This window comes from Anaerolactibacter massiliensis (genome assembly GCF_900290205.1).
GTDB lineage: Bacteria > Bacillota_I > Bacilli_A > Erysipelotrichales > Erysipelotrichaceae > Bulleidia > Bulleidia intestinalis.
Genome location: NZ_OLMH01000001.1, coordinates 218,000 through 240,989, shown reverse-complemented (window position 1 = coordinate 240,989; position 22,990 = coordinate 218,000). Strand labels below are relative to the sequence as shown.

22 protein-coding genes are annotated in these 22,990 nt (G+C 50.7%); 5 read left to right on the top strand and 17 right to left on the bottom strand.

Annotation, left to right across the window (positions count from 1 at the left end; genetic code table 11):
• Positions 1-21: 21 nt before the first annotated feature.
• Both C7E00_RS01260 and ppk1 read right to left on the bottom strand, forming a co-directional pair.
• Entirely contained in the window at positions 22-1,680 is a 1,659-nt protein-coding gene (locus C7E00_RS01260) for a nucleoside kinase (protein ID WP_105302554.1), read from the bottom strand.
• Positions 1,677-3,866, bottom strand: coding sequence for a polyphosphate kinase 1 (gene ppk1 / locus C7E00_RS01255; RefSeq protein WP_105302553.1), 2,190 nt, complete (start codon positions 3,864-3,866; stop codon positions 1,677-1,679). The genes C7E00_RS01260 and ppk1 overlap by 4 nt, the downstream gene beginning before the upstream one ends.
• Before the next feature lie 198 nt (positions 3,867-4,064).
• Here ppk1 and C7E00_RS01250 point away from each other — a divergent pair, with 198 nt between their 5' ends.
• Both C7E00_RS01250 and C7E00_RS01245 read left to right on the top strand, forming a co-directional pair.
• Positions 4,065-5,486, top strand: a complete 1,422-nt coding sequence (locus tag C7E00_RS01250) for an MATE family efflux transporter (protein WP_105302552.1) — start codon at positions 4,065-4,067, stop codon at positions 5,484-5,486.
• Positions 5,483-6,322, top strand: a complete 840-nt coding sequence (locus C7E00_RS01245) for a pyridoxamine kinase (RefSeq protein ID WP_105302551.1) — start codon at positions 5,483-5,485, stop codon at positions 6,320-6,322. Before C7E00_RS01250 ends, C7E00_RS01245 begins: the two co-directional genes overlap by 4 nt.
• Before the next feature lie 226 nt (positions 6,323-6,548).
• On the opposite strand, the gene C7E00_RS01240 is transcribed toward C7E00_RS01245, so the two are convergent.
• Positions 6,549-8,846: a Tex family protein gene (locus C7E00_RS01240; RefSeq protein WP_105302954.1), complete on the bottom strand. Its 2,298-nt coding sequence runs from the start codon at positions 8,844-8,846 to the stop codon at positions 6,549-6,551.
• A 132-nt stretch (positions 8,847-8,978) separates the two neighbouring features.
• Here C7E00_RS01240 and C7E00_RS01235 point away from each other — a divergent pair, with 132 nt between their 5' ends.
• A complete protein-coding gene (locus C7E00_RS01235) occupies positions 8,979-10,259 on the top strand; it encodes a DUF308 domain-containing protein (protein ID WP_105302550.1) in 1,281 nt (426 codons plus the stop codon).
• Here the strand turns inward: C7E00_RS01235 and C7E00_RS01230 are convergent.
• The 14 genes from C7E00_RS01230 to C7E00_RS01165 all read right to left on the bottom strand — a co-directional run bounded on the left by C7E00_RS01230 (position 10,250) and on the right by C7E00_RS01165 (position 20,372).
• Positions 10,250-10,819 carry a DUF4352 domain-containing protein gene (locus tag C7E00_RS01230; protein ID WP_105302549.1) on the bottom strand — a complete coding sequence of 190 codons (570 nt, stop codon included), beginning with the start codon at positions 10,817-10,819 and terminating at the stop codon, positions 10,250-10,252. The genes C7E00_RS01235 and C7E00_RS01230 overlap by 10 nt on opposite strands.
• Positions 10,816-11,367 (bottom strand): LOG family protein, encoded by a 552-nt coding sequence (locus C7E00_RS01225; RefSeq protein WP_105302548.1) that lies wholly within the window; start codon positions 11,365-11,367, stop codon positions 10,816-10,818. The genes C7E00_RS01230 and C7E00_RS01225 overlap by 4 nt, the downstream gene beginning before the upstream one ends.
• Positions 11,368-11,388: 21 nt before the next feature.
• Complete coding sequence (locus tag C7E00_RS01220; RefSeq protein ID WP_105302547.1) at positions 11,389-12,129, bottom strand: TVP38/TMEM64 family protein; 741 nt, start codon at positions 12,127-12,129, stop codon at positions 11,389-11,391.
• Positions 12,130-12,216: 87 nt separating this feature from the next.
• Positions 12,217-12,846 carry a hypothetical protein gene (locus C7E00_RS01215; RefSeq protein WP_105302546.1) on the bottom strand — a complete coding sequence of 210 codons (630 nt, stop codon included), beginning with the start codon at positions 12,844-12,846 and terminating at the stop codon, positions 12,217-12,219.
• The gene (locus C7E00_RS01210) at positions 12,830-13,324 is read right to left on the bottom strand and encodes an RNA polymerase sigma factor (RefSeq protein ID WP_105302545.1); all 495 of its coding nucleotides are present in this window, start codon (positions 13,322-13,324) and stop codon (positions 12,830-12,832) included. Before C7E00_RS01210 ends, C7E00_RS01215 begins: the two co-directional genes overlap by 17 nt.
• Positions 13,325-13,330: 6 nt before the next feature.
• Positions 13,331-13,720 carry a hypothetical protein gene (locus C7E00_RS01205; RefSeq protein WP_135358124.1) on the bottom strand — a complete coding sequence of 130 codons (390 nt, stop codon included), beginning with the start codon at positions 13,718-13,720 and terminating at the stop codon, positions 13,331-13,333.
• Between the two features lie 130 nt (positions 13,721-13,850).
• The gene (locus tag C7E00_RS01200) at positions 13,851-14,369 is read right to left on the bottom strand and encodes a nitroreductase family protein (protein WP_105302543.1); all 519 of its coding nucleotides are present in this window, start codon (positions 14,367-14,369) and stop codon (positions 13,851-13,853) included.
• 14 nt (positions 14,370-14,383) lie between these two features.
• Complete coding sequence (locus C7E00_RS01195; RefSeq protein ID WP_105302542.1) at positions 14,384-14,836, bottom strand: hypothetical protein; 453 nt, start codon at positions 14,834-14,836, stop codon at positions 14,384-14,386.
• A gap of 62 nt (positions 14,837-14,898) precedes the next feature.
• Positions 14,899-15,582 (bottom strand): CBS and ACT domain-containing protein, encoded by a 684-nt coding sequence (locus tag C7E00_RS01190; RefSeq protein ID WP_105302541.1) that lies wholly within the window; start codon positions 15,580-15,582, stop codon positions 14,899-14,901.
• Between the two features lie 5 nt (positions 15,583-15,587).
• A complete protein-coding gene (locus tag C7E00_RS01185; protein WP_204378533.1) occupies positions 15,588-16,292 on the bottom strand; it encodes an ABC transporter ATP-binding protein in 705 nt (234 codons plus the stop codon).
• Between the two features lie 5 nt (positions 16,293-16,297).
• Positions 16,298-17,077 carry an ABC transporter ATP-binding protein gene (locus tag C7E00_RS01180; protein WP_105302539.1) on the bottom strand — a complete coding sequence of 260 codons (780 nt, stop codon included), beginning with the start codon at positions 17,075-17,077 and terminating at the stop codon, positions 16,298-16,300.
• Positions 17,070-18,143 carry a branched-chain amino acid ABC transporter permease gene (locus C7E00_RS01175; RefSeq protein WP_105302538.1) on the bottom strand — a complete coding sequence of 358 codons (1,074 nt, stop codon included), beginning with the start codon at positions 18,141-18,143 and terminating at the stop codon, positions 17,070-17,072. Before C7E00_RS01175 ends, C7E00_RS01180 begins: the two co-directional genes overlap by 8 nt.
• A gap of 12 nt (positions 18,144-18,155) precedes the next feature.
• Positions 18,156-19,031: a branched-chain amino acid ABC transporter permease gene (locus C7E00_RS01170; protein ID WP_235897242.1), complete on the bottom strand. Its 876-nt coding sequence runs from the start codon at positions 19,029-19,031 to the stop codon at positions 18,156-18,158.
• Positions 19,032-19,127: 96 nt separating this feature from the next.
• The gene (locus C7E00_RS01165) at positions 19,128-20,372 is read right to left on the bottom strand and encodes an ABC transporter substrate-binding protein (protein WP_105302537.1); all 1,245 of its coding nucleotides are present in this window, start codon (positions 20,370-20,372) and stop codon (positions 19,128-19,130) included.
• Positions 20,373-20,600: 228 nt separating this feature from the next.
• Here C7E00_RS01165 and C7E00_RS01160 point away from each other — a divergent pair, with 228 nt between their 5' ends.
• Both C7E00_RS01160 and C7E00_RS01155 read left to right on the top strand, forming a co-directional pair.
• Positions 20,601-22,535, top strand: a complete 1,935-nt coding sequence (locus tag C7E00_RS01160) for an IS3 family transposase (RefSeq protein WP_105302474.1) — start codon at positions 20,601-20,603, stop codon at positions 22,533-22,535.
• Between the two features lie 13 nt (positions 22,536-22,548).
• The gene (locus C7E00_RS01155; protein WP_105302473.1) at positions 22,549-22,989 is read left to right on the top strand and encodes a hypothetical protein; all 441 of its coding nucleotides are present in this window, start codon (positions 22,549-22,551) and stop codon (positions 22,987-22,989) included.
• Position 22,990 lies beyond the last annotated feature (1 nt).

Sequence of the window (22,990 nt, the reverse complement as noted above, 5' to 3'; positions counted from 1 at the left end):
ACCAGAATCCATTTCACTCCATCAGTGTACCAGAATTGATCCGCCGATGAATTCTCTCATGATCGAGTTGTTCGGAATCGCCTGATCATCTTTCAGTTCCTCAAAGAAACTCAGGAACCTCAGCATCCGGACTGCTTCCGGATAGACAGCCTGATCTTCTGTCACTTCCTGTAACTGCGGTTCTGCATAGTGCTTCAGAACCGGCAGTTCATAGATCAGCGCACTGTTGAAAAACACATCTGCTTCCTGGCAGAAAGGGAAGATATTGCGATCCTCGCCAGCCCTGACACTCGGCCATCTCTGCATCGTCTCCGCTGCACTCTCGCCGCGGAACTGCGCATCGCGGACAATTCTTCTCAGCATTCTCGCATCGGTAGTCGGAATGCGGTTATGCTCATCGATATTGATCTGAGTCAGCGGGCTGATATAGATCCGGAACTTCACATCATTCTGGATTCCGCTGGTCAGGTCCGGATTCAGGCAGTGCAGTCCTTCCATGATGATCGGCTGACTGCTTTCGATTGACGTGATCCTGGTTCCGAACTTCTTCGTTCCGGTCACGAAATCATAAACCGGAATATCCGTCTTCTTCCCGCTGAGCAGGCTTTCCATCTGTTCATTGAACAGGTTCAGATCCAGCGCATCCAGTCCTTCCAGGTCTCTGGTTCCATCTTTTTTCAGCGGAATATTCTTCCGCTCTTCATAGTAATCATCCGTACCGAGATACAGCGGCTTCAGCCCGAGCACACGCAGCTGGATCTGCAGGCGTTTGGCAAAACTCGTCTTTCCGGAAGAAGAAGGACCGGCGATCAGAATCAGACGGCTTCCCTGTTCTTTGATCCGGGAAGCGATTTCTGCAATGCGCTTCTCATGCAGGGCTTCATTCAGCAGAATCAGATCCTGGGCCTTTCCTTCTTTCACGGCCGTATTCAGGTCCGAGGCATATTCAATGCCCGTCAGGCGGTTCCAGTGGGTTTCTTCCGAGAATGCTTCATAAAGAAGTTTCTGTTCTTCAAACGGCGGAATGTCATCGGGATCAGATGGATGCGGGAACCGCAGCAGGAACCCGTTCATATACCGGCGCACTTCAAATAAAGTCAGATAAGACGTATCCGGGACTAATGGTTCATAGAACAGCTCTTCCTGTTCGCCAAGCCGGTACAGATAGAGTTCCTTCAGATCTGGCGCAGTCTCCAGAAGTTTCTTCTGGTCTTTCCGGAAGTCACTCTTCTTCAGAAGATTCTCTCTGGTTTCAGGAATCCGCGTGATCGGCAGTGCCATATCGGCGAGTTCCTGCATGCGAATTTCAATCCGATCAGCCGTATCCCTGCCAAGCTGCTTTGCCCGGATCGTTGTGAACAGTCCCTTGGAGAGAGAGTTCTTTACGATCGCATCTGCATCGCTTCCGAACAGATCATGAATTGCCTTGAGATACAGAAAAGTCAGAGACGATTGATAGATCATATTCCCTTCCGGATCTCTCAGATCAAGCACCTCCAGAACGCCGGACTGATCCGCTGTTTCCTTCATATGCCTGAGCTGATGGCAGAACCGCACGCCGTAGATCCTGTACGGAGCCTGCGGCTGCACCGCCTTCACGATCTCTTCGAAAAGAACCGGCTTCTGGTATGTCAGATGCAGGTCATCAAGGCCTCTGCATTTCACCGCAATCTCAATCATGATTTCTTTTTCTTCTTCTCTTTCTTCACTTTCTTCTCTTTTGGTTCTTCTTCAGACGGCCTGTACTGCGTATCAAAGATCTTTCCGCACATTGCCGCATGAGCCGGACGCATGGACGGAACTGTCTGATCAGACGCCTTCGTCAGCCGCATCATCTCTTCCTGGGAATTCAGCGGCGGCATATGATCATGGACATGATGGTATTTGCCATCTTTTGTCATCCGTCTTGCCTTCGTATTATCCCGGAAGCACAGGTCCAGATAATCATCAATCCGCTTGCGGATCGAAGCATCCATGATCGGCGTTGCGATCTCAACCCGGTGTTCCGTATTGCGCGTCATCATATCTGCCGAAGAGATATACATCTTCTCATTCCTGCCCGAGCCGAAGCGGTAGATTCTGGAATGTTCCAGGTATCTTCCGACAATCGATCTCACAGTCAGATTCTCCGTCTTTCCCGGAACCTCCGGAAGGATGCAGCAGATGCCGCGCACGATCATGCGCACCTGCACGCCGGCTTCGCTTGCCTTCTGCAGGCGGGCAATCAGATCTTCATCAGTGATGGAGTTCTGCTTGATCGTGATCTGTCCCTTCGATCCCTTGGCAATTTCTTCATCAATCAGATTCAGCAGCCCGCTCTTGAGTGATACCGGCGAAACAAGCAGATGCCGGTAATGGCCATCCAGTCTTCCGATCATCATATTCTGGAAGAACATGACCGCATCCCTGATGAGATCCTTCCGGGCTGTCAGATAAGCAAGATCGGTATAGCTCTTCGCCGTATTCTCATTGAAGTTTCCGGTTGCGATCAGCACGACATGTTCCGGTTTCTCTTCTTTCAGTCTCGTGATCAGGCAGATCTTGGAATGAACCTTGTAGTCCGTGAACCCATACAATACGGTGCAGCCCGCGTCCTGCAGTTTCTCGGAATAGTCGATATTGTTCTGCTCATCGAATCTTGCCTTCAGCTCGATCAGCACATCCACTTCCTTGCCATTCTCTGCCGCCAGGCACAGGTAATCGACAAGCCTTGCCCGCTTGGCCAGCCGGTAGATCGTGATCTTGATCGAAGCGACCTTCGGATCATTCGCCGCTTCTCTCACCAGCAGCAGGAACGGATCCATCGACTCATACGGATAGGAAAGCAGCACATCCTTCTTCAGAACCTGATCAAACAGATTCTGCTGATAATCAAACGCAGGACTCAGCTTCGGCGTATATTCCGGATACAGGAACTTTTTCTTCTTCTCTTCCGGGAGGAAATCTGCAATCTGGAACATATACTTGCGATCCAGCGGCATCTCGGACCGATAGACCATCGAATCCGTGATCTTCAGCTGGCGGAACAGATACTTCCGGATCGGTGCTGAAGGAATATCCGAGACTTCCACTCTCACCATATCCATCTTCCGCCGCTTCTTCAGCATGTCCGACATCAGTTCCCGGTAGTCCTCAAACTGATCATCAAACGTATCATCATCCACGCTGACATCCGCATTGCGGATCACATAGAACTTGAAGCGATCCTTGATCGCTGCACCCCGGAATACGGATTCCATATTGGCAAGCACAACATCTTCCATGTGGGCAAACCGGACGCTTCCATCCATCGAAGGAATCTGAACGATCTTCGGCAGCGAAGAAGGAACGGAAACCATCGCATATGCCTGGGACCCCTTCCATTTCATGATGCCGGCCGCATAAACCACTCCGGACTGCAGCTGCGGAAGCGGATGTCTCGTATCGACAATCTGCGCACCAAGAATCGGTTCCACATAGCTGTGGAAGAACTTCTTGAGCCAGACCGTATCATCTTCCGTCCAGTCCGACATCGAAAGATCCTCGATGCCAGCCTCTTTCATCTTCTGCTTGAGATCCTGATAGACGGTTTCCCGCTTGCGGCACAGCTTGCCCGAATAGGCATAGATCTTCTTGAGCTGCGTCTCGGCATTCCAGCCCGTCTTGTTATCAATCTGATCCGGATGAACCTGATTCAGTTCCGTCAGACTTCCGACCCGGACTGAAAAGAACTCATCCAGGTTCGAAGAAAAGATCGAAATGAACTTCATCCTCTCCAGTAAAGGCACCGCTGGATCCTTCGCTTCCATCAGGCAGCGGTCATCAAAACGCAGCCAGGAAATCTCACGATTCTGGGTATAACCTTCCAGATAAATATTTTTTTGCATATCCTATCACCTCAGTCACGCAAGTTCATGGTAAAGAACAGATGTTAAAATCGCGTTAAATTACGAGAACTGGCCGTATTATCTTTACTTTCTCTATTATATAGCACCGATCGCTCCTGCCGCAGACTGCAGATCTTTGGATTCGTATTCTCTGATTCCGCCTTCCCAGCATTCTGAACAGAAGATATAATATTTCTCATGAGCAAATCGATCGACCTCGCAGCCCGCATGCGCGAGCACCAGGAAATCTCTCTTTCTGAAAAGCTTCTGATTGTCGCAAAGCTGAGCCTCCCTGCCATCCTTGCCATGATCTCGGAAATCGTCATGCAGTATATCGATTCCGCCATGGTCGGAAGCCTCGGCGCCGAAGCAAGTGCTTCAATCGGTCTGGTCGCAAGCAGCACCTGGCTGATCGGCGGACTGATCAACGCTTCTGCCTACGGCTTCTCCGTGCAGGTCGCCCATGCAATCGGAGCCGGAGATGCCGAACATGCCAGATCCGTATTCCGCCAGTCCCTGATTGTCACCTTTCTTATCTCCAGCGGTCTGCTTGCCATCGCCTTCGCTATTTCCTTCCACCTGCCGAAATGGCTCGGCGCAGATCCTTCGATCTGGGCAGACGCATCTGCCTATTTCCGCATCTATGCTTTATTCCTGCCGGTCAGAGAACTCTATTTTCTCTGCCAGAGCATGCTGCAGTGTTCCGGCGACATGAAGACTCCGAGCTTCCTGTCGATTCTCTTATGTGCCAGCGACGTGGTCTTCAACTACTTCCTGATCTTTCCTTCCCTGACAATTTGCGGCATCACGGTTCCAGGTGCAGGTCTGGGGGTGGCGGGAGCAGCCTACGGCACTGCATTCTCGTATGTCTTTGCCGGCATCCTGATGGTCATTGCGGCCGTCTTCCATTCCCCGGTTCTCAGCCTGAAACACCATAAAGGCAGCTGGAAGCTTCAGAAGCCGGTTCTCAAAGAAGCGGCAGCCATCGCGATCCCGATGGGCATGGAACAGGCAGCCCTCTCAGCTGCACAGGTATTCTCCACCCGCATCGTCGCTCCGTTAGGAACGATTTCAATCGCTGCCAATTCCTTTGCGGTCACCGCAGAATCCTTCTGCTACATGCCAGGCTATGGGATCGGCTCCGCCGCCACGACCCTGGTCGGTCAGGCCCTTGGCGCGGACCGCAAGGATCTTGCCAAGAGCTTTGCCTGGCTGACAACGTTCAGCGGCATCGCGCTGATGACATGCTCTGGTCTGCTCATGTATGATCTCTGTCCGTATGTGTTTTCCTTTCTCACTCCGGTCAAAGAAGTCCAGGAACTCGGGGCAAGAGTCCTGCGCATCGAGCTTCATGCCGAACCGCTGTTTGCGGCATCGATCGTCGCAACCGGCGCATTGCGCGGAGCGGGAGATACGGCAGTGCCAGGTATTCTGAACCTCGTCTCGATCTGGGGCGTGCGCATCACGCTAGCTTCTATTCTGTCAAAATCCCTCGGCCTTCCGGGTGTCTGGTATGCGATGGCAACAGAACTCTGCTTCCGCGGTGTTCTGTTCCTGATCCGGCTTTACCGGGGAAAATGGCTGAAACGCATTGATTCCGGAAAGGAGCCTCAGGCATGAAACGGATCGTGACCATGCAGGATATTTCCTGCGTCGGCAAGTGCTCCTTGACGGCTGCTCTGCCGGTATTGTCTGCCATGGGACTGGAAACGGCGGTGCTTCCGACGGCAGTTCTTTCTTCCCATACGATGTTCAAGCATGTCTCATTCTGCGATCTGACGGATCAGATTCCTGCGATTCTTCATGCATGGAACGAAGAACACTTCACGTTCTCGGCAATCTATACCGGGTATCTTGGTTCCGCAAAGCAGATCAGCTATGCCATGGATCTCTTCGATCAGTTCGGGAAAGACGCTCTGATTCTCGTGGATCCATGCATGGCAGACCACGGAAAGCTGTATCGAGGCTTTTCAATGGACTTCGTGCAGCAGATGAAACAGCTCTGCCGCAAAGCTTCGATTATCTGCCCGAATCTGACGGAAGCCTGTCTGCTGCTGGGCATTCCCTATCAGGAATCCTTCTCTGACGAAGAGCTGCAGTCCATGCTGAGAAAGCTTGCGGACCTCGGCTGTTCCACCGCCGTGCTGACTGGCATCAGCACGGAGATCGGAAAGATCGGCTCCATTGCCTATTCCCGTACTGATAATACGTTCCATGAAGCGATGACCGAAAAAGAACCTCAGCAGTTCCATGGGACCGGCGATCTCTGGGCAAGCACGTTCCTCGGAGCTCTGTGCAGAGGAAAGAAGCTTCCGGAAGCCATGCAGATTGCCTGCAGCTTCGTTCAGAAAAGCATCGCCTGCACGCTTCAGGAACCTGATCATAACCGCTACGGCGTGAACTTCGAGCAGGCTCTGCCGGATCTGATTCAGATGACGTTCACAAAAAATGTCTGACCTCAAACGAGATCAGACGTTTTTTACTGTCACTGGGCTTAGTTACTCATCACCCATCACCCGAGGACAATAAGCAGACAGTCAAACACAAAAACATTTTCCTGATACCTTGCGGTACTGCTCAATGATCTTGCTGATCGTTTCTGCTTATTAGCATAGTACTCACTTTCCTTTCAGAATGCAAGCATTATGGGATACTTCACACAATCCAGTATGCATGCAGGAATCAGTGCTTGTTTCCGAACCGCTCTAACAGCCTTGCGGTTGCGTCTTCCATGGTGACCGGCTTCTTCGGCTCCGGCTTGCGCTGAGCGGATTCCGGACGATTCCGGCTCTTCTTGCGGTTCTTCCATGCATTGCGGTTTGCCGCATCCCTAGCTTCAATCTGCTCCGGTGGCAGCAGGCTGAGCTGCACTCTGCCCTTAGCCTCATCAATGCCGTAGACATAAACCGTGACGATATCGCCGACGGATACGACTTCACTCGGATGCGAGATCCGTTTCATCGACATGTGGGAGATATGAACCAGTCCATCTTCATGCAGACCGATATCCACGAAGGCGCCGAAGTCCACTACATTGCGGACCGTTCCGCTGAGCTGATCGCCGACCTTCAGATCCTTGAGCTCCAGCACATCGCTTCTCAGCAATGCGGTTTCAAACTGATCGCGGTAATCGCGCAGCGGCTGGCGGATGGCTTCTTCGATATCCTTCAGCGTATACGGATCGATGCCGAGCGTGCTGACCTTATCTTCCGGGAACTGCGCATTCGGAGTTCCGAGGGTCGTGATTCCGCATGCCTGCATGACTTTGCGGGCCGCATCATAAGACTCCGGATGAATGCTGGTCTCATCGAGCGGTTCATCACCGCCCACGACGCGTAAGAAGCCTGCGCACTGCTGGAATGCCTTCGGGCCGAGTTTCTTGACTTCCTTGAGCTGATTACGGTTCGTGAATCTGCCGTTCTCATTGCGGTAATTGACGATTTCCTTGGCAATGCCGGCATTGAGTCCGGAAATATGCGTCAGGAGTTCCTTCGAAGCAGTATTCACATCCGCGCCGGTGCGGTTGACTGCCTTCATGACCACTTCATCCAGACGCTCAGTCAGATCCTTCTCCGGAAGATCATGCTGGTACTGACCGACTCCGATTGCCTTCGGATCGATCTTGATCAGCTCGGCCAGCGGATCCAGCAGACGTCTTGCAATGGATACTGCCGAACGGGACTCGGTATCGAGATCCGGGAATTCTTCTCTCGCACCTTCCTGGGCAGACCAGACCGAAGCACCTGCTTCCGAGACGATGGCATACTGTACCTTCAGATTGTTGTCATGAATCAGATTGGAGATCAGCTTCTCGCTCTCTCTGCTGGCCGTTCCATTTCCGATGGCGATGATCTGGACATGATACTTATTGATGAGCTCCAATAGCTTCGCATCTGCTCTTGCAATGGCTTCCGGATTATCGGTCTTGCCCTTGAACGGATAGATGATGACGTTGTCCAGCATATGTCCGGTCTCATCGATGACCGCAAGCTTGCAGCCATTGTAGAAACCAGGGTCAAAGCCGAGCACGACTCTGCCCTTCAGCGGCGCCTGCAGCAGAAGCTTCTCCAGATTCATGGAGAATACTTCAATCGAGCTCTTATGCGCGCGATCGCTCAGATCGTTTCTGATCTCATTCTCGATTGACGGGAACAGAAGACGCTCGCAGCCATCTTTGATGGCCTTTTCCAGTTCTGCCTGAACAACGTTATTCTGACCCTTCTCATAAGTCCGGAATGCCTGCTGTTCCAGTGCTTCCATATCATAGGAGAACGTCACTGTGATGACTTTCTCTTTCTCTGCGCGGTCAATTGCCATGATGCGATGATCCGCAATCGTCGTGATCTTCTCAGAACGATCGTAGTACATCTCATAGACATGCTTCTCATCCTGGGCACCCTTCTTCAGCTTGGTGACCAGAACGCCGGTCTTGGCAATCGTATCCTTGAACGACCAGCGGAGCTTCGCATTATCGCTGACATTTTCAGCGATGATGTCCTCTGCTCCCTGGATCGCATCTTCTGCCGTCTTCACTTCTTCATTGAGATACTTCTCTGCTTCGGCTTTCAGATCTCCGCTCTCCGGCAGCGACAGCATCCAGTCGGCAAGCGGCTGCAGTCCGTTCTTGATCGCAATGCCGGCTCTGGTCTTCTTTTTCTGCTTATAAGGCTTATAGAGATCCTCAACCTGGGAAAGCTTCGTGCAGGCCTGGATGGAATCACGGATCTCATCTGTCAGCTTGCCCTGCTGCTCGATCAGTGCAAGGACTGCTTCCTTGCGCTCTGCCAGGTTCACTTCATAGCGGTACTGCTTATCAATCGCAAGAATCTGCTCTTCATCCAGACCACCAGTCTGCTCTCTGCGGTAGCGGGCAATAAACGGAACCGTATTTCCTTCTTCCAGAAGGCTGAGCACCGTCGTGACCTGCTTCTCGCTGATCTTCAGATCTCCTGCAAGCTGTTTTACAATTTTCTCGTCCATCATGAAAACTCCTTTGCCCATCAATCTTATCATACTCTCCTGAAAGTACAGCCCTTGACAGCTTGGCGCCTCTGTATTCCGCAAAGCACTTGCATGCGCTTCTCTTTCGCAATTCGTGCTAAGATACCCTACATGAAGAACAGAAACTGGTTTGATCGGATCGGAAACTGTGCAGAAGACCTCATGGTCTGTGCAATCGGAATCCTGTTTCTGACCAACCACGTCACCGGCTGGCGCATCCTCTATATTCTGACCATCAGCTATTCTTTTTATTCTGCTTTCGGCCTTGCCTGGTCAATCATCCGGGGATACAAGAGCGGAAGCAAGATGGAGTACCTGCTGATTGCGATCCAGGTCGGCTTTGCCGTATATCTGCTGCTGACCCCGGATGATTATCTCCACTGGGTTCATGTCTTCTACGGCTGGTGGATGCTGCTGCACGCATATGTGTACCTCGTCACCTGGCACGTCGATCAAAGAGACGAGCTGCGCGGAGCAGCCGGAATGCTGGCATCAGGAATCATTTCCGCCCTGCTCGGCATCTTCATGATCTTCGGAAGGAACCTGAATGCGAAGACAGATCTGCTGACCCTCTTTGCCGGCATCTACTTTATCGGCAGCGGCCTGATCTCTCTGGCCTATCATCTGCTGGTCACCAACCCGGATGTCACCCCGGAAAAACGCAGAGCTTTTTCGGTTCCGATGCCGGTATTCTTCTCGATCTTCCTGCCATTGCGGGCATACATCTCGATTTCAAAGCTCATCAAGGAATCCGGTCAGCAGCTCAAGCCGGAAGAACCGGATGCTGATCTCCGCGTTTATGTATACCTGAAAGGCGAAGGCCCGGAGATTCTCGGGCATCTGGATATTGCTTATCAGGGAACGATCTATTCCTATGGCTGTCATGATCCTCTGGCCAGGAAGATGTTCGGCATCTATGGGGACGGAGTCCTGATGGTATCGGAAGAAAAAGCGTTCCGCAATCAGCACCTCGAAGTTGAGCATAAGACCATTCTCTCTTATGGCATCTGTCTGACTGCAGAAGAAAAGAAGCAGCTGGAACAGAATATCGCCCATATGATGGAACGCACGATTCCATGGAAACCGAAAGCACAGATCTGCGAAGAAAAAGGAATCCCTTTCGAAGGATTCCATGACTATGCAAGCAGAGTCTATGAATATACGCACTGCCAGTTCTATAAGTTCACGAAAGGACAGTTCCGCACGTACTTTGTCACATATACCAACTGCGTGCTGCTGGCCGATACGCTGATCCGCAACAAGGATCTGAACCTGATCGACTTGTCTGGCATTGTCACGCCAGGCGCTTATCTGTCTTTTCTGAACAGCGAATATCTGAATCCGAACTCCATCGTCGTCAGCCGCACGCTGTATCAGAAGCCTCAGCGGTAGACTGCTGAGAACTTCACGCAGAACAGATCGCCCAGCGATTCATCTGAGAAGTATTCCTGAAACAGCATTGAGAAGTCGGTATATCCCGACGGAACCTCGAATACCAGATTATTCGTGACCGGCGCACCTGGCTCCAGCGTATACTGGGCCGCAAACATCGTTTCGCCGCCTTCAATTGAACTCTCATAAGTGACCGGAACCGCAAAATCCGTATCTTCAGATCCACCCCACTGAACCTGGAAGTCTGAATCATACATCGGAACTGATTCCTCTGTCCTTGTATCAGTCAGCGTCATATTGACCACCAGCAGCGAATGCTCAGCAGCAGGCGTAATGCCTTCATATTCATCGGTCTGCCAGGCATCATTCACCGTCCAGTCGAAGAATGACGTATGAATGAGGTCGCCTGTTTCTCCCTGTCCGTATCCATTGGCAGAAGTCACTTCATTCTGAACTGCTGCGGTGCTTTCTGCCGGAGCCGACGTCGCAGTCTGCTCTGCGGCTGAACATCCGGAGAGAACCAGTACTGCGGCCAATGCTGTTACAGCTGCTTTTCTCATGCTTTCCCTCCTGCAATTTCCGTGAGAAGCTCAATCAGTTCTGCATATGTCCCGGGAAAAGAAATCAGATCTGCCGCATTCTGATCGGCAAATCCGCATTCTTTCATTTCCAGGATCAGACTCTGAAGCGGCTTCCAGAAACCATCCGGTCCATAGCAGATCAGCCTTCCATGATGGATCTGAAGGCGAACCTGCGAATATGCATCTGCGATCTCTTCCAGCGTTCCCGGTCCCCCAGGCATCGCCAGATATACTTCCCCGAGTTCCAGCATCTTCTGTTTCCGGGTTTCCATATCCGGGACCACGATCGTTTCCGAAAGGCCATCCAGCAGCCTGCCATGAGAAACCATGAACTGCGGCATGATGCCGATCACCGTTCCATGATGGCGGATCGCCCCTCTGGCCAGACTGCCCATCGTGCCGCAGGAAGCACCGCCATATACCAGCACGTGCCCCTGATCTGCAATCCAGGCACCTAGTTCTTCCGCTTCCTGTTCAAACTCCGGGCGAGCTCCGGAAGAAGAGCCCAGAAACACTGTAATCTTCATTCAGATTCCTTTCCGGAACTATTACTTGGAATGACGGTGCGTGAACTTGCTGCCCCAGGCAAGAACTTTCTCCCGGTTGGACGCAACCAGGACGATAATCAGAATCTGAACCGCAAAGGACAGAATCATGAACAGATATTCTCCGCGCACCAGGAAATGACCAGCAATGCAGTTGCAGAGAATCTGAATCCAGCACGATGCCGCAATGGCGAACGCAAACTTCTTCGGAGTCAGATCAGTCGTTGAGGCCAGATACGGAATAATGCCATTCGGCACTCCCGGAATCAGGCAGGCAAGCCCGATCACAAATGCAGAGTTTGCCCCGTTGATCTTATCTACCAGCCAGTTGGACTTCGCACTCTTCGGCATCAGATCATTGATTTTGCTTCCAAGCTTTCTCGCCACGAGAAAAACAAGCACATTCCCTGAGACAAAGCCGGTATAGGTCATCAGAAAGCCTCTTGGCCATCCGTATACCAGACCAGCAGCCAGCTGAATCACCATGCCCGGAATGAAGATGGAAACAACCTGCAGGATCGAGATCAGGTAGATGCTGAGCATTCCCTGCCATTTCCCCTGGGCATTCAGGTAGGCCGCAATCTCATCCTCGTCGCCTCGATTCAGCATCTGGAACAGAACAGTGAACTGCTTTCCGAAGAGGCGCACAATCAGCCAGATGGTCAGCGTGATGACCGCTGCGATCGCAAGAATCGCTAGCGCACGCTGGGCATTTTGTTTCTTGATATCGTCTGATGAACTCATGCATGCCTCTCTTCGCTAGACAATAATATGACACAGAAATGGCCAAAAGTCGACGCAAAAAAGCAGGAAGCCCTTACAGTTCCCCGCTCATTCCAACGAGCTTTCCACTGCCTGGTTCATCTCTTCCTCGCTTACGGAAGTCGTGAAGCAGAGCGAATACGATTCTCCGTCTTTGCTCCAGACAGCCAGATGATTTCCATCCTGGTCGATGGATACCCGAACCTTCACCCCGGTAATCTCCCGTTCCTCTGTTTCCTGGTATTCCGTATAGTCTCCGGAGTTGTCCTCTTCTCCGCTGCCGATCCGGTAGACCGCTTCATTTCTCGTTCCGGTATAGATCACTTCTGCCATATCCCCGTAGTTCAGATATGACACGGAAGTGATTTCAAACGGCAGCTTCGGTTCGGTGAAGGTCAGTCCGGTTTCTTTCTTCAGCGTCTTTGCATCGGGCACTTCTTCTGCCGCACTTGCAAGCGCTAACCCTTCGGGGGCAGAATCCTGGCTCACCACTGCAGATCTCATCTGCACCTGCGGGATCAGAACGATTGCCAGAAGAAGCACTGCTGCTGCAGCCGTCAGCTGTTTTCCGTATCTCGCAAAGAATCTCTTCTTCGGCTTCAGATCTGCAGCGGCAATATTCTTCAGGATCTCTTCCTGCTTCTCAGAAGAGAGATGAACTTCTTCCATCAGCTCATCATACTTATTCCTCAAAGTCATAATCCTCCTTCAGAATCAGCTTCAGCTGCTTTCTGGCCCTGGCAAGATCGGAGCGCACCGAGCTCTCGCGCTTCTTCAGTATTTCTGCAATCTCTTTTGTCGAATATCCTTCTTTATAAAACAGGTAGATCGCACTCTGATAATCCCTCGGAAGAGTCTTCACCGCATCCCATACAAATGCGAGATCCGGTTTCTCTTCTGCCTTCAGCCGCTCATCCAGTTCATCAGTCTCCCGGACTTTATTGAACTTCAGCTTGTTCCGGCTCAGGTTGGCAGCTGTCTTCAGCAGCCAGCCCTTTTCCTGCTTCTCCGTGTCAAACGAAGGATCATATCTCAGCATCTGAATCAGCGTATCCTGAACAACTTCCTGCGCATCCTGCGCATTATGCACGAACGTAAAAGCCAGTCTGAAAATACTGTCTCCGTACTCGGACAGCACTTTCCTTGCCCTCAGTTCTGCATAAGATGGTTCGCTCATGAACCCTCACTTCACTTTATTCACAATGCCCAGGATGACTTCTTCAGAGAATCCGTTCTCCGTGCCCGGATTCATCGTAATGGAATAGCTGTATCCATCTGCACTCCAGACCGCATTCTCATAGATTCCTTCGGTCATCCCTTTCAGAAGAACTCCATCACTTTCCAAACTGAACGGATACTCGTTATAGTCTCCGCTCACATCTTCACAGCCGCTTCCTTTCCGGATCGTGATCTCTCCTTCATAATCTGCTTCATCCAGGCCTTCCATATAGCGATAGGAACACAGTGCATTTCCTTCAATGGAAGAAGGCACCTCAAAAGAGATTCCGGTTGCTGAAACCATCTGTTCCAAAGTCGCAGCATCTGTCCATGGATTTGCGATCGCAGTATTCATATTCTTTTCTGCACACCCTGCAAGCAGAATGCATGCATACAATAAAGCTGCTTTCTTCGTATCTTTCTTCCTCCCTATTATGAAAACAGATCAGAAGAAGAAATTGCTGCAGAAGAAGAGCAGAATCTAATCAGACTCTTATGATTCTTCCTTCCTTGATCGGGACCGGAGCCGGAATCGGATCCACAGGATAGCCGATGATGCAGTGGCCGATGCCTTCCCATTCTCCTTCAATGCCCCATTTTTTCAGAAGTTCTTTTCCTTCTTCCGACTCGAATTCTTCCTTGGCCCGATGAATCCAGCAGGCACCATAGCCAAGTGCATAAGCCGCATTGAGCAGATTGCCCATCACAAGAGCACCATCGTACACATACGTAGGAGCAGTCTTGTCTGCCAGTACGAGAATCATCTCCTGAGCACCGTAGAACGGATCCTTCTCACCGCCCATGATTCTGCAATTCATCTCGCTGAGCTGCTTCATGATAGACGGATCTGTGATGACAACCAGCTTTGCCGACTGGCGATTCATGCCGCTCGGGGCATGCAGACCAGCCTCAGCAATCTGATTCAGATCTGCTTCCGGAATCAGTTCCGGCTTATAGCCGCGGACGCTCTTCCGGTTTTCCAGAACACGGATAACTTCATTCATCTGCTTTCACCTCTTCACTTGGTCCTGACATTCTTCTTTGCAATGCCGCCATGCCTGGACATATAGGCACGCACTTCTTTCATATCGGCCTTTTTGAACGGAACAGTTACCGGTCCTTTGCCGATATTGAATGTCACGTTCTTCTCTGCTTCATCGATGTGGACCTTTGATACTTTATTCCACGGATAAAGTCTTCCGATAATCACGATGCCATCCGGGGACAGACCGCTCTGCATGAACCAGTAGACGATGCCGAGCACGACCAGAGCAATCGTCTGGGCGATGCGGAAAATACCTGAATAATTGAACATTCCCACTGCTGCAACTGCCCAGAACAGTACCGGAATCAGCCAGCGCGGACCAGCATTGGTCCTGATCTCAACTTTCTGCGAAACCCGGATCATGCGGATTTCCATAATCAGAATCATGAGATCGAGAATGTAGAACACAAGATCATAATAATCCATCAGAACTCCTCATATTTTTCTTTCTAAAAACAGCCAGGACATTGCCTGGCTATGCAGAATGCTTATTTCACCTTGAAATGCTCAGTGGTGCCGTCTTTCTTATTCTGGAAGATATCCGTGATCTCATATCCCGCATCGACCAGAACCTGGCGCATCTTCTCGACAGAGACTTCGCCGGTTGCCTTCACGACTACTTCCGTGCCGCGCTCAGCATTGTGGTAAATGGCAAGATTCTCGAGGTTTGCATTCTCCTGTGCAAACAGAGCGCATACCTTTGCGAATTCGCCCGGCTTGTCTTCCATATGGAATACGAATCTGGTTCCCTGAGTTCCGTAGCCCAGCAGCTCCACAAACGCCTGGAAGATATCCTTTTCCGTGATGATGCCGGTGATCTTTCCATCTGCCTCGATGATCGGCAGCACATTGATCTTGTGATCGATCATCTTCTTGGCGGCATCTGCGACAAAGGCGTCCGGATCAATCGTGACGACATCCGTGATCATGATGTCGGAAACCGGTGTCTTCTGCAGCAGATAATTCAGCTCATAGACCGACAGCGACGTGGACTTCACGCCTGTGCTTTCGTCTACGAGTCCGCCTGTGACCAATCCGATCAGCTTGCCGTTTTCATCAACAACCGGCAGACGATGAAAATCATGGTGTGCCATCAGATCGAGTGCTTTGCGAATGGAAGTATCCTTGGTGATGACAACCGGATTCTTCGTCATGAAATCCTTAACATACATAATGATCAGCCTCCGAGATATGCTTTCTGGACCCGCGGATCGTTTGCAAGCTCCGCTCCGGTTCCCTGCAATGTTATTCTACCAGTTTCCAGCACGTATGCACGATCAGCAATCGCAAGCGCCATCTTTGCGTTCTGCTCAACGAGAAGCACCGTGACGCCCTGCTTGTTGATATCTTCGATGATATGGAAAATTTCCTTGACCAGTAACGGAGAAAGACCCATGGAAGGCTCATCCAGCAGGATGATCTTCGGCTTTGCCATCAGCGCTCTGCCCATGGCCAGCATCTGCTGCTCGCCGCCGGACAGCGTTCCGGCAAGCTGCTTCTTGCGCTCCAGAAGACGCGGGAAGAGCTCATAGACCTTCTTCATATCTGCGGCAATACCGTCTTTGTCTTTGCGGGTATACGCTCCGAGAATCAAGTTGTCCTCAACCGTCTGCTGCGCAAATACGCGGCGGCGCTCCGGACACTGGGCAATACCCATCTCGACGATCTTGTAGTTCGGGACCTTCGTGATATCAACCCCATCCAGTTCGATCTTTCCGGATGCCGGTCTCAGAAGACCTGAGATCGTATGCATCGTTGTCGTCTTGCCGGCACCGTTCGCACCAATCAGCGTGCAGATCTCGCCGTCATTGACTTCGAAGGAGATTCCCTTGATTGCTTCAATCATGCCATAGCGCACGACCAGATTTTCCACTTTCAGCATATTCACTAATCTCCTATATAAGCCTTGATGACTTCCGGATTCGCCTGGATCTCTGCCGGCGTGCCCTGGGCAAGCAGCGTGCCGTAGTTCAGGACCGTGATCCTTTCGCAGATGCCCATGACCAGACGCATATCATGCTCGATCAGAAGAATTGAGATATGGAAATGATCTCTGACAAACCGGATCATCTTCATGAGTTCCTCGGTTTCCTGCGGGTTCATGCCGGCGGCCGGTTCATCCAGAAGCAGCAGTTTCGGTTCCGTAGCCATCGCTCTTGCAATCTCAAGTCTTCTCTGAGGACCATACGGGAGCGAACCAGCAACGGTATCTGCTTCGTCTTTCAGTTCAAAGATCTCAAGCAGGGAGAGTGCTTTCTCTTCGACTTCTTTCTCCTGCTGACGGAATCTGCCAGAGCGGATGATGCTGTCAAACGGAGAATACGTGATTGCATTGTGCATGCCTGCTTTGACGTTATCGAGAACCGTCATGTTCTGGAACAGACGGATATTCTGGAACGTACGGGCAATTCCTGCCTTGTTCACGGCGATCGTATCCATGCCGTCCGTATCTTTTCCGCACAGATAGATCTTGCCGCGGGAAGGCTGATAGACTCTTGTGAGCATGTTGAATACCGTTGTCTTGCCGGCACCATTCGGGCCGATCAGACCATAGATCTCTTCCGGCTTCACATACATGTTCAGATCATTGACAGCTGTCAGACCGCCGAAATCGATTCCGAGTTCCTTTACTTCAAGAACCGGAGTTTCAGACTTGACTTCACTCATTGGTCTTCACTCCTTTCTTTGAAAAGTGCTTTTCCCTGAATTCTTCTGCCCAGGTCTTCAGCTTCTCATTATTGGAGATCAGCATGATCGCAATCAGCACGAGTGCATAGATCAGCATACGATAGCTGGATAGGAAGCGCAGCATCTCCGGCAGCATCACCAGCACGATTGTGGAGATGATCGTTCCGGTCATATTGCCAAGACCGCCAAGCACGACATAAACGAGGATCAGGATGGAAGTATTGAAGTCGAACTTAGTTGCCGCAACAGAAGAATAGTTCAGCATGTAAAGCGCACCGGCGGCCCCGGCCAGACCAGCCGATACCACAAAGGCAAGCGTCTTGGTCTTGGCGACATTGATGCCGATGGTCTCTGCCGCAATGCGGTTGTCACGGCATGCCTGAATGGCTCTGCCGCTCTTGGAATAGATCAGGTTGTAGACGATGATCAAGGCGATGACGATCAGAATCACGCCGGCAGTGAAGCTTGAGAGGGTCTGAATGCCTGCAGTTCCCATCGGGCCGCTGACGATCATGACTCCGCCCTCGCCAAGTTTCAGCGTGTTATTCACGAACGAGAAATGAAGCCCGGTGCTGTCATAGCCGATATACATGTTGTTGATCAGCGCCATGATGATCTGGCCGAATGCCAGGGTGACAATCGCAAGATAGTCGCCTTCCAGCTTCAAAACCGGAATGCTGATCAGCCAGCCGATCACGCCTGCAATCAATGCGCCGACAACGATCGAGATCAGCAGTCTGACCGGACCGCTGGTAACAGAACCTGAAAGAACGGAAGAGCATACGACGGCACTGAATCCGCCGACACTCATGAATCCAGCCTGGCCGAGGTTCAGTTCTCCGGAAATACCGACGTTCATGTTGAGGCCGATTGCTGCAACCGTATATGCACATACCGGCACAAGCAGGGATGTGATCTGACGAGTCAGAGATCCGGAGGATCTCAGAATCTGGACAATGACGAACAGCGCAAGAACCAATACATAAGAGATCGTACGCTTGCGGACTTTCGGTCCGAAGATAGATGAAAGTGCATTCTTCTTCATACGGTCTCCTCCTTATACCTTCTCATTGACCTTCTTGCCAAGCAGTCCGGCCGGCTTCAGAAGAAGCACGACAATCAGGACGCCGAACACGATGGCATCAGAGAGCTGTGCAGAGATATATGCCTTCGAGAGGTTCTCGATGACACCCAGCAGCATTCCTCCGAGGAATGCGCCTGGAATCGAACCGATGCCGCCGAGAACAGCAGCCGTGAAAGCACGGATGCCAGGCATGGAACCGAGGGTAGGATAGACAGAAGGGAACGTCGCACAAAGCAGGATCGCTGCAATTGCCGCAAGGCCGGAACCGATCGCGAACGTGATCGAGATGATCTTGTTCACGTTGATTCCCTGCAGAGCAGCAGCACCCTTATCTTCAGAACATGCACGCATCGCACGTCCGGTTTTCGTGTTGTTGATGAACCAGGTAAGTACCAGCATGATGGCAATGCAGACTGCAATCGTGACCAGGGTTGTGTAGTAGATATTGACTCCCCCGACATTCAGAGAACCGCTCAGAATCGTCGGGAAAATCTTCGTATCCGTTCCCCACAGCATCATCGCAGCGTTCTCCAGAAAATAGGATACGCCGATTGCCGTGATGAGAACCGAAAGACTCGAAGCCTCGCGGAGCGGTTTGTAAGCAAGCCGTTCAATCACTACACCAAGTACCGTGCAGACCACCACTGAAATAATGACTGCCACGAATACCGGCAGATGGTACGTGTATATGCAGAAATATGCGGCAAATGCGCCGATCATGATGATATCGCCATGGGCAAAGTTCAGCATCTTGGCAATGCCGTAAACCATGCTGTAGCCCAGAGCGATAATCGCATATACGCTTCCCAGTCCGAGTCCGCTGATCAGGTATGACAGAAAAGACATCATATGCTGTTACCTCCCTCTACTATCATATGCGAAACAGAGGCTGCCAATGCAAGTGCGTGCTGGCAGCCTCCATTATCTTATTCAGTAAATCCTGTCTTACTCAGCGCTGACGTAAGCACCGTCCTTGATCACAACAGCCTTCGGATCCTTGGAAACTGTACCATCAGCAGACCATGTGACACCAGTACCGGTAATGCCATCGAATGTCATCGAGGTGAACTGTGCAATCAGAGCAGCTGTGATATCATCGGTGGAAGAATCAGCTGTCACATCAGAAGCCTCAAGAGCCTGTGCAATTGCATAAACACTGTCATAAGCATCAGCTGCGAACTGGTTCGGAGTCTCACCATAAGCTTCCTTGTACTTGGTAACGAAGCTCTGTGTCTTCTCATCTGAAGCATCAGCAGAGAACGGTGTAAGCATATACAGTCCTTCAGCAAGAGAAGTATCGAAACCTTCCAGAGTCAGGATTCCATCCATGCCATCGCATCCGAAGAAGGTCGGAGCATAGCCAGCATTGCTAGCTGCTGAGAGAATCTGAGAAGCCGGCTGGTAATAAATAGGAAGGAATACCAGATCAGCACCAGCTGACTGAGCACCCTGAATGTAAACCGAGAAGTCGGTGGTGCCTTCCTGGAACGCACCCTGATAGACAATTGAAAGTCCCTTAGCTTCAGCTTCTTCCATGAACTTCGTATAAAGTCCATTGGAATAGTTATCATCGTTGCGGTAGATGACAGCAATCTTGGTGCCAAGATCACTATGTTCTGCAATATAGTCTGCCGAAGCACGGCCCTGGTTCGGATCCGTGAAGCACATCTGGAAAACATTGCCATAAGGATTTGCTTCATTGGTCGCATCCTGGTATACGATTGCGGTCGAAGACCCGGACGGAGTGATTGCGAAGATATTGTCTTCCTTGTACAGCGGAGCAACCGACTGGCCAGCACCGGAAGTCGTGGTCAGCAGGGAAACCTGCATGCCATCATCAACCAGAGTGTTATAAGCAGAAACGGCCTGCTCGCCATCAGCCTGGTCATCTTCGAAATGGAAATCGAAGCTTACCTTGCCGCCAGCTGCGTTGATCTCATCAACAGCGATCTGAGCGCCATGCATGACAGCCAGACCATACACTGCAGCGTCACCGGTAATAGGACCGGAACCACCGAGAACAAACGGCTTGGAGCTGGTAGCTGCAGTAGCAGCAGAAGCAGATTCGGCTGCCGCAGTGTCAGAAGCTGCAGCGGTCGAGGACGATGTGCTGGAAGAACTTCCGCAGGCTGCTAATGACGCTGCCATCGCAACCGCCAGTCCTCCTTTGAAGAACTTTTCAAACTTCATAATTCCTTCCCTCGTTTTCTATCTTCTGAAGAAGATGTTCCTATTATAGAGTCACGGTTTCACCATTTCAACACTTTGATTCATATAATTTTCAGATTTTCTGAAATATTTTCCATATTGTGCAATTCTTTTCATTCAGATATAAAGAAAAAGACTGCACCTAAAGTGGTCCCTGTAGAAAGGACAGCACTCTGACAGTGCTGAGGTCCTCCTGCAGGGGCCATTTTTATGGGCAGAAAATCCAGAAAACGCAATCCTAAAACTGATTATGTATTCTTCTCTCCAGAGGAAATCCAGATTCTCCAGGCTAATCCGAATGTGAAATTCATCCGGACGAATCACATCGCATTCACCTATGAGTTCAGATGCCGGATGTATGACTGGTATGTCTCTCATCACGAGATCCGCAAGTTCCTGGAGAACAATGGAATCTCCACGAAAATGATAGGGAACCAAGTGATTAAGAAACTGACTGAGAATTTCAGAAAACATGGTCACCCCACCAATGGAAATGGGCCTTCGATTTCTGTTTCTGCGCCGAAGCTTTCAGAAGAAGAAATCCAGCTGCTCATTGACACCGGAGTATTCGTCAGAGCTCGTGGCGGCATCTCTTTTTCAGATGCGTTCGTTAAAGAAGCGATAAGGAGATATCCTGGCACTGACCTTAGAACGCTTCTGAAGGAGCACGGCATTGATCCGAACCGGATCGGTTATCAGAGAATCCATAGGCTTAAACTCCTTCTGGAAGGAAAATTACCTGTTACGGGTAAATTTTTCCGTTCCGATGAAGTGATTTCTGAACTGAAGAGCTGTTCCTGGGTCAGAACAGTCACCCGGAAAAAACTTTCCCTCCGATCAGAATTCTATGAATGTGCTTATCTGATCAGAGACCTTCCGATTCTGGATGTAATGCAGGTATTTGAGATTCCTGCAGACTTGCTCAGCGCGGGAGAACTGATGCGGATTCGATATAAGCTTCTGCACTGGAAGCCGGATCGTGTTAACAGAAAGGTTCATCTTGCCGCTCTGGATCTCAGCACCGCGAAGAAACTGTGCGAGCTGATGGAGAAGATGGAAGAGAGAAAAATGAGTGAGCTAAGAGAAAGCCTTCGTATTACTTCTCCTGAGACTCTCCGGAAAGTGTGTGATCTCATTCATGATCAGGTGAAAGCCTTCCCTTACGTCAGAGGATTCTCGATCAGCGGTGCGTGCAGAATCCTCGGCTTCAGCCACTCTCGCTTCTATCGTCTGAGATACTATGTTTCCAACGGAAAACAGCGTCAGGATGAGAAAGACATTGAACGGATCAGGAAAGTGATTGAATACCGCGGATATCCGAAAGGAACCCGCATGGTGACCATGATGATGCCGAAGCTGCAGAAGACGGTCATGAACCGCAAGAAAGTTCAGAGGCTGATGAGAAAGGCCGGACTGCTGTGTACGGTCAGAGCACCGAAGAAATCCAGGCAGGCAGCCAGAGAACTGCTTCAGAGGAACCGGAAAGAGAATGTGCTGAAGCGCAGATTTCGTCTTGGGAAACCTTATGAACAGGTCATGACAGATGTCACCTATATCAAAGACTGCCGGGGAAATACTTCCTATTACTCTCCGATCAAAGACAGTGTTTCCGGCCTGATTCTGTCTTCTGCAGTAAGCGATACACAGGATCTGAACCTTACTGATGAGATGCTGAGCGGAATCATGAAAGATCAGGATCAGAATACCGTCTGTTCGACAGGAATGGTATTTCATTCCGATCAGGGGGCACTGTATCTTTCCGATGCGTTTCAGAAGAAGCTGAAGAAGATGGGATTCGTTCAGTCCATGTCACGGCGTGGAAACTGCTGGGATAACGCATCCATGGAATCCTTCTTCGGGCATATGAAAGATGAAGCTGACTTCTCCGATGCCCATGATACGTCTGAGATCCGGCAGAAAATCAATGACTACATTGACTATTACAACTTTGAACGGCCGCAATGGAACCGCGGCAGAAAGACACCGATGGACTTTGCCGTCTATCTGAACAATCTTTCTGAGCAGGAATACCAGGAATACCTTTCCAGGGAACAGGCAAAGTATGACCGCATGATGGCCAGGTCTGCAGAAAAGGCACGGAAGCACGCTGCAGATCTTGGTGCTGTGATACCATCGGAATCATAGAGAGGTAATAGAGATGGGTAAGAAGAAAACGAAGTATTACGAGAAACGCAGTGCCATTCAGGAAATTGCAGAGAAGAACGAATACGTGAAGGACATTCACGGAACGAATCTGATCTACAAGACGGAGTTCTATATCAGGATGTGTCAGCAGATGAACAAAGGAATGACGGGAGTGGAAGCTTATGAATCACTCGGCTTCCCGGTAAAGGAACTGGGTACTGATCGTGCAAACAGTGCTGCCAAGCGTGCCAGAGAGATGGAGAAAGACGGATCGTTCGTTGATCCTTCCAGATTTGACGGGAGTATTCCCCGTGATGAGATGGGAGATCTGACGCCGGAGGAAGAAGCCGCTTATTACAAAGCACGGACAGCTTATCTGGAAGCACTGCTCGAACTGGAAAAAAAAGTACACGAACTATTGGCGGAGACGAATACATCATCGAATCCGAACTGAA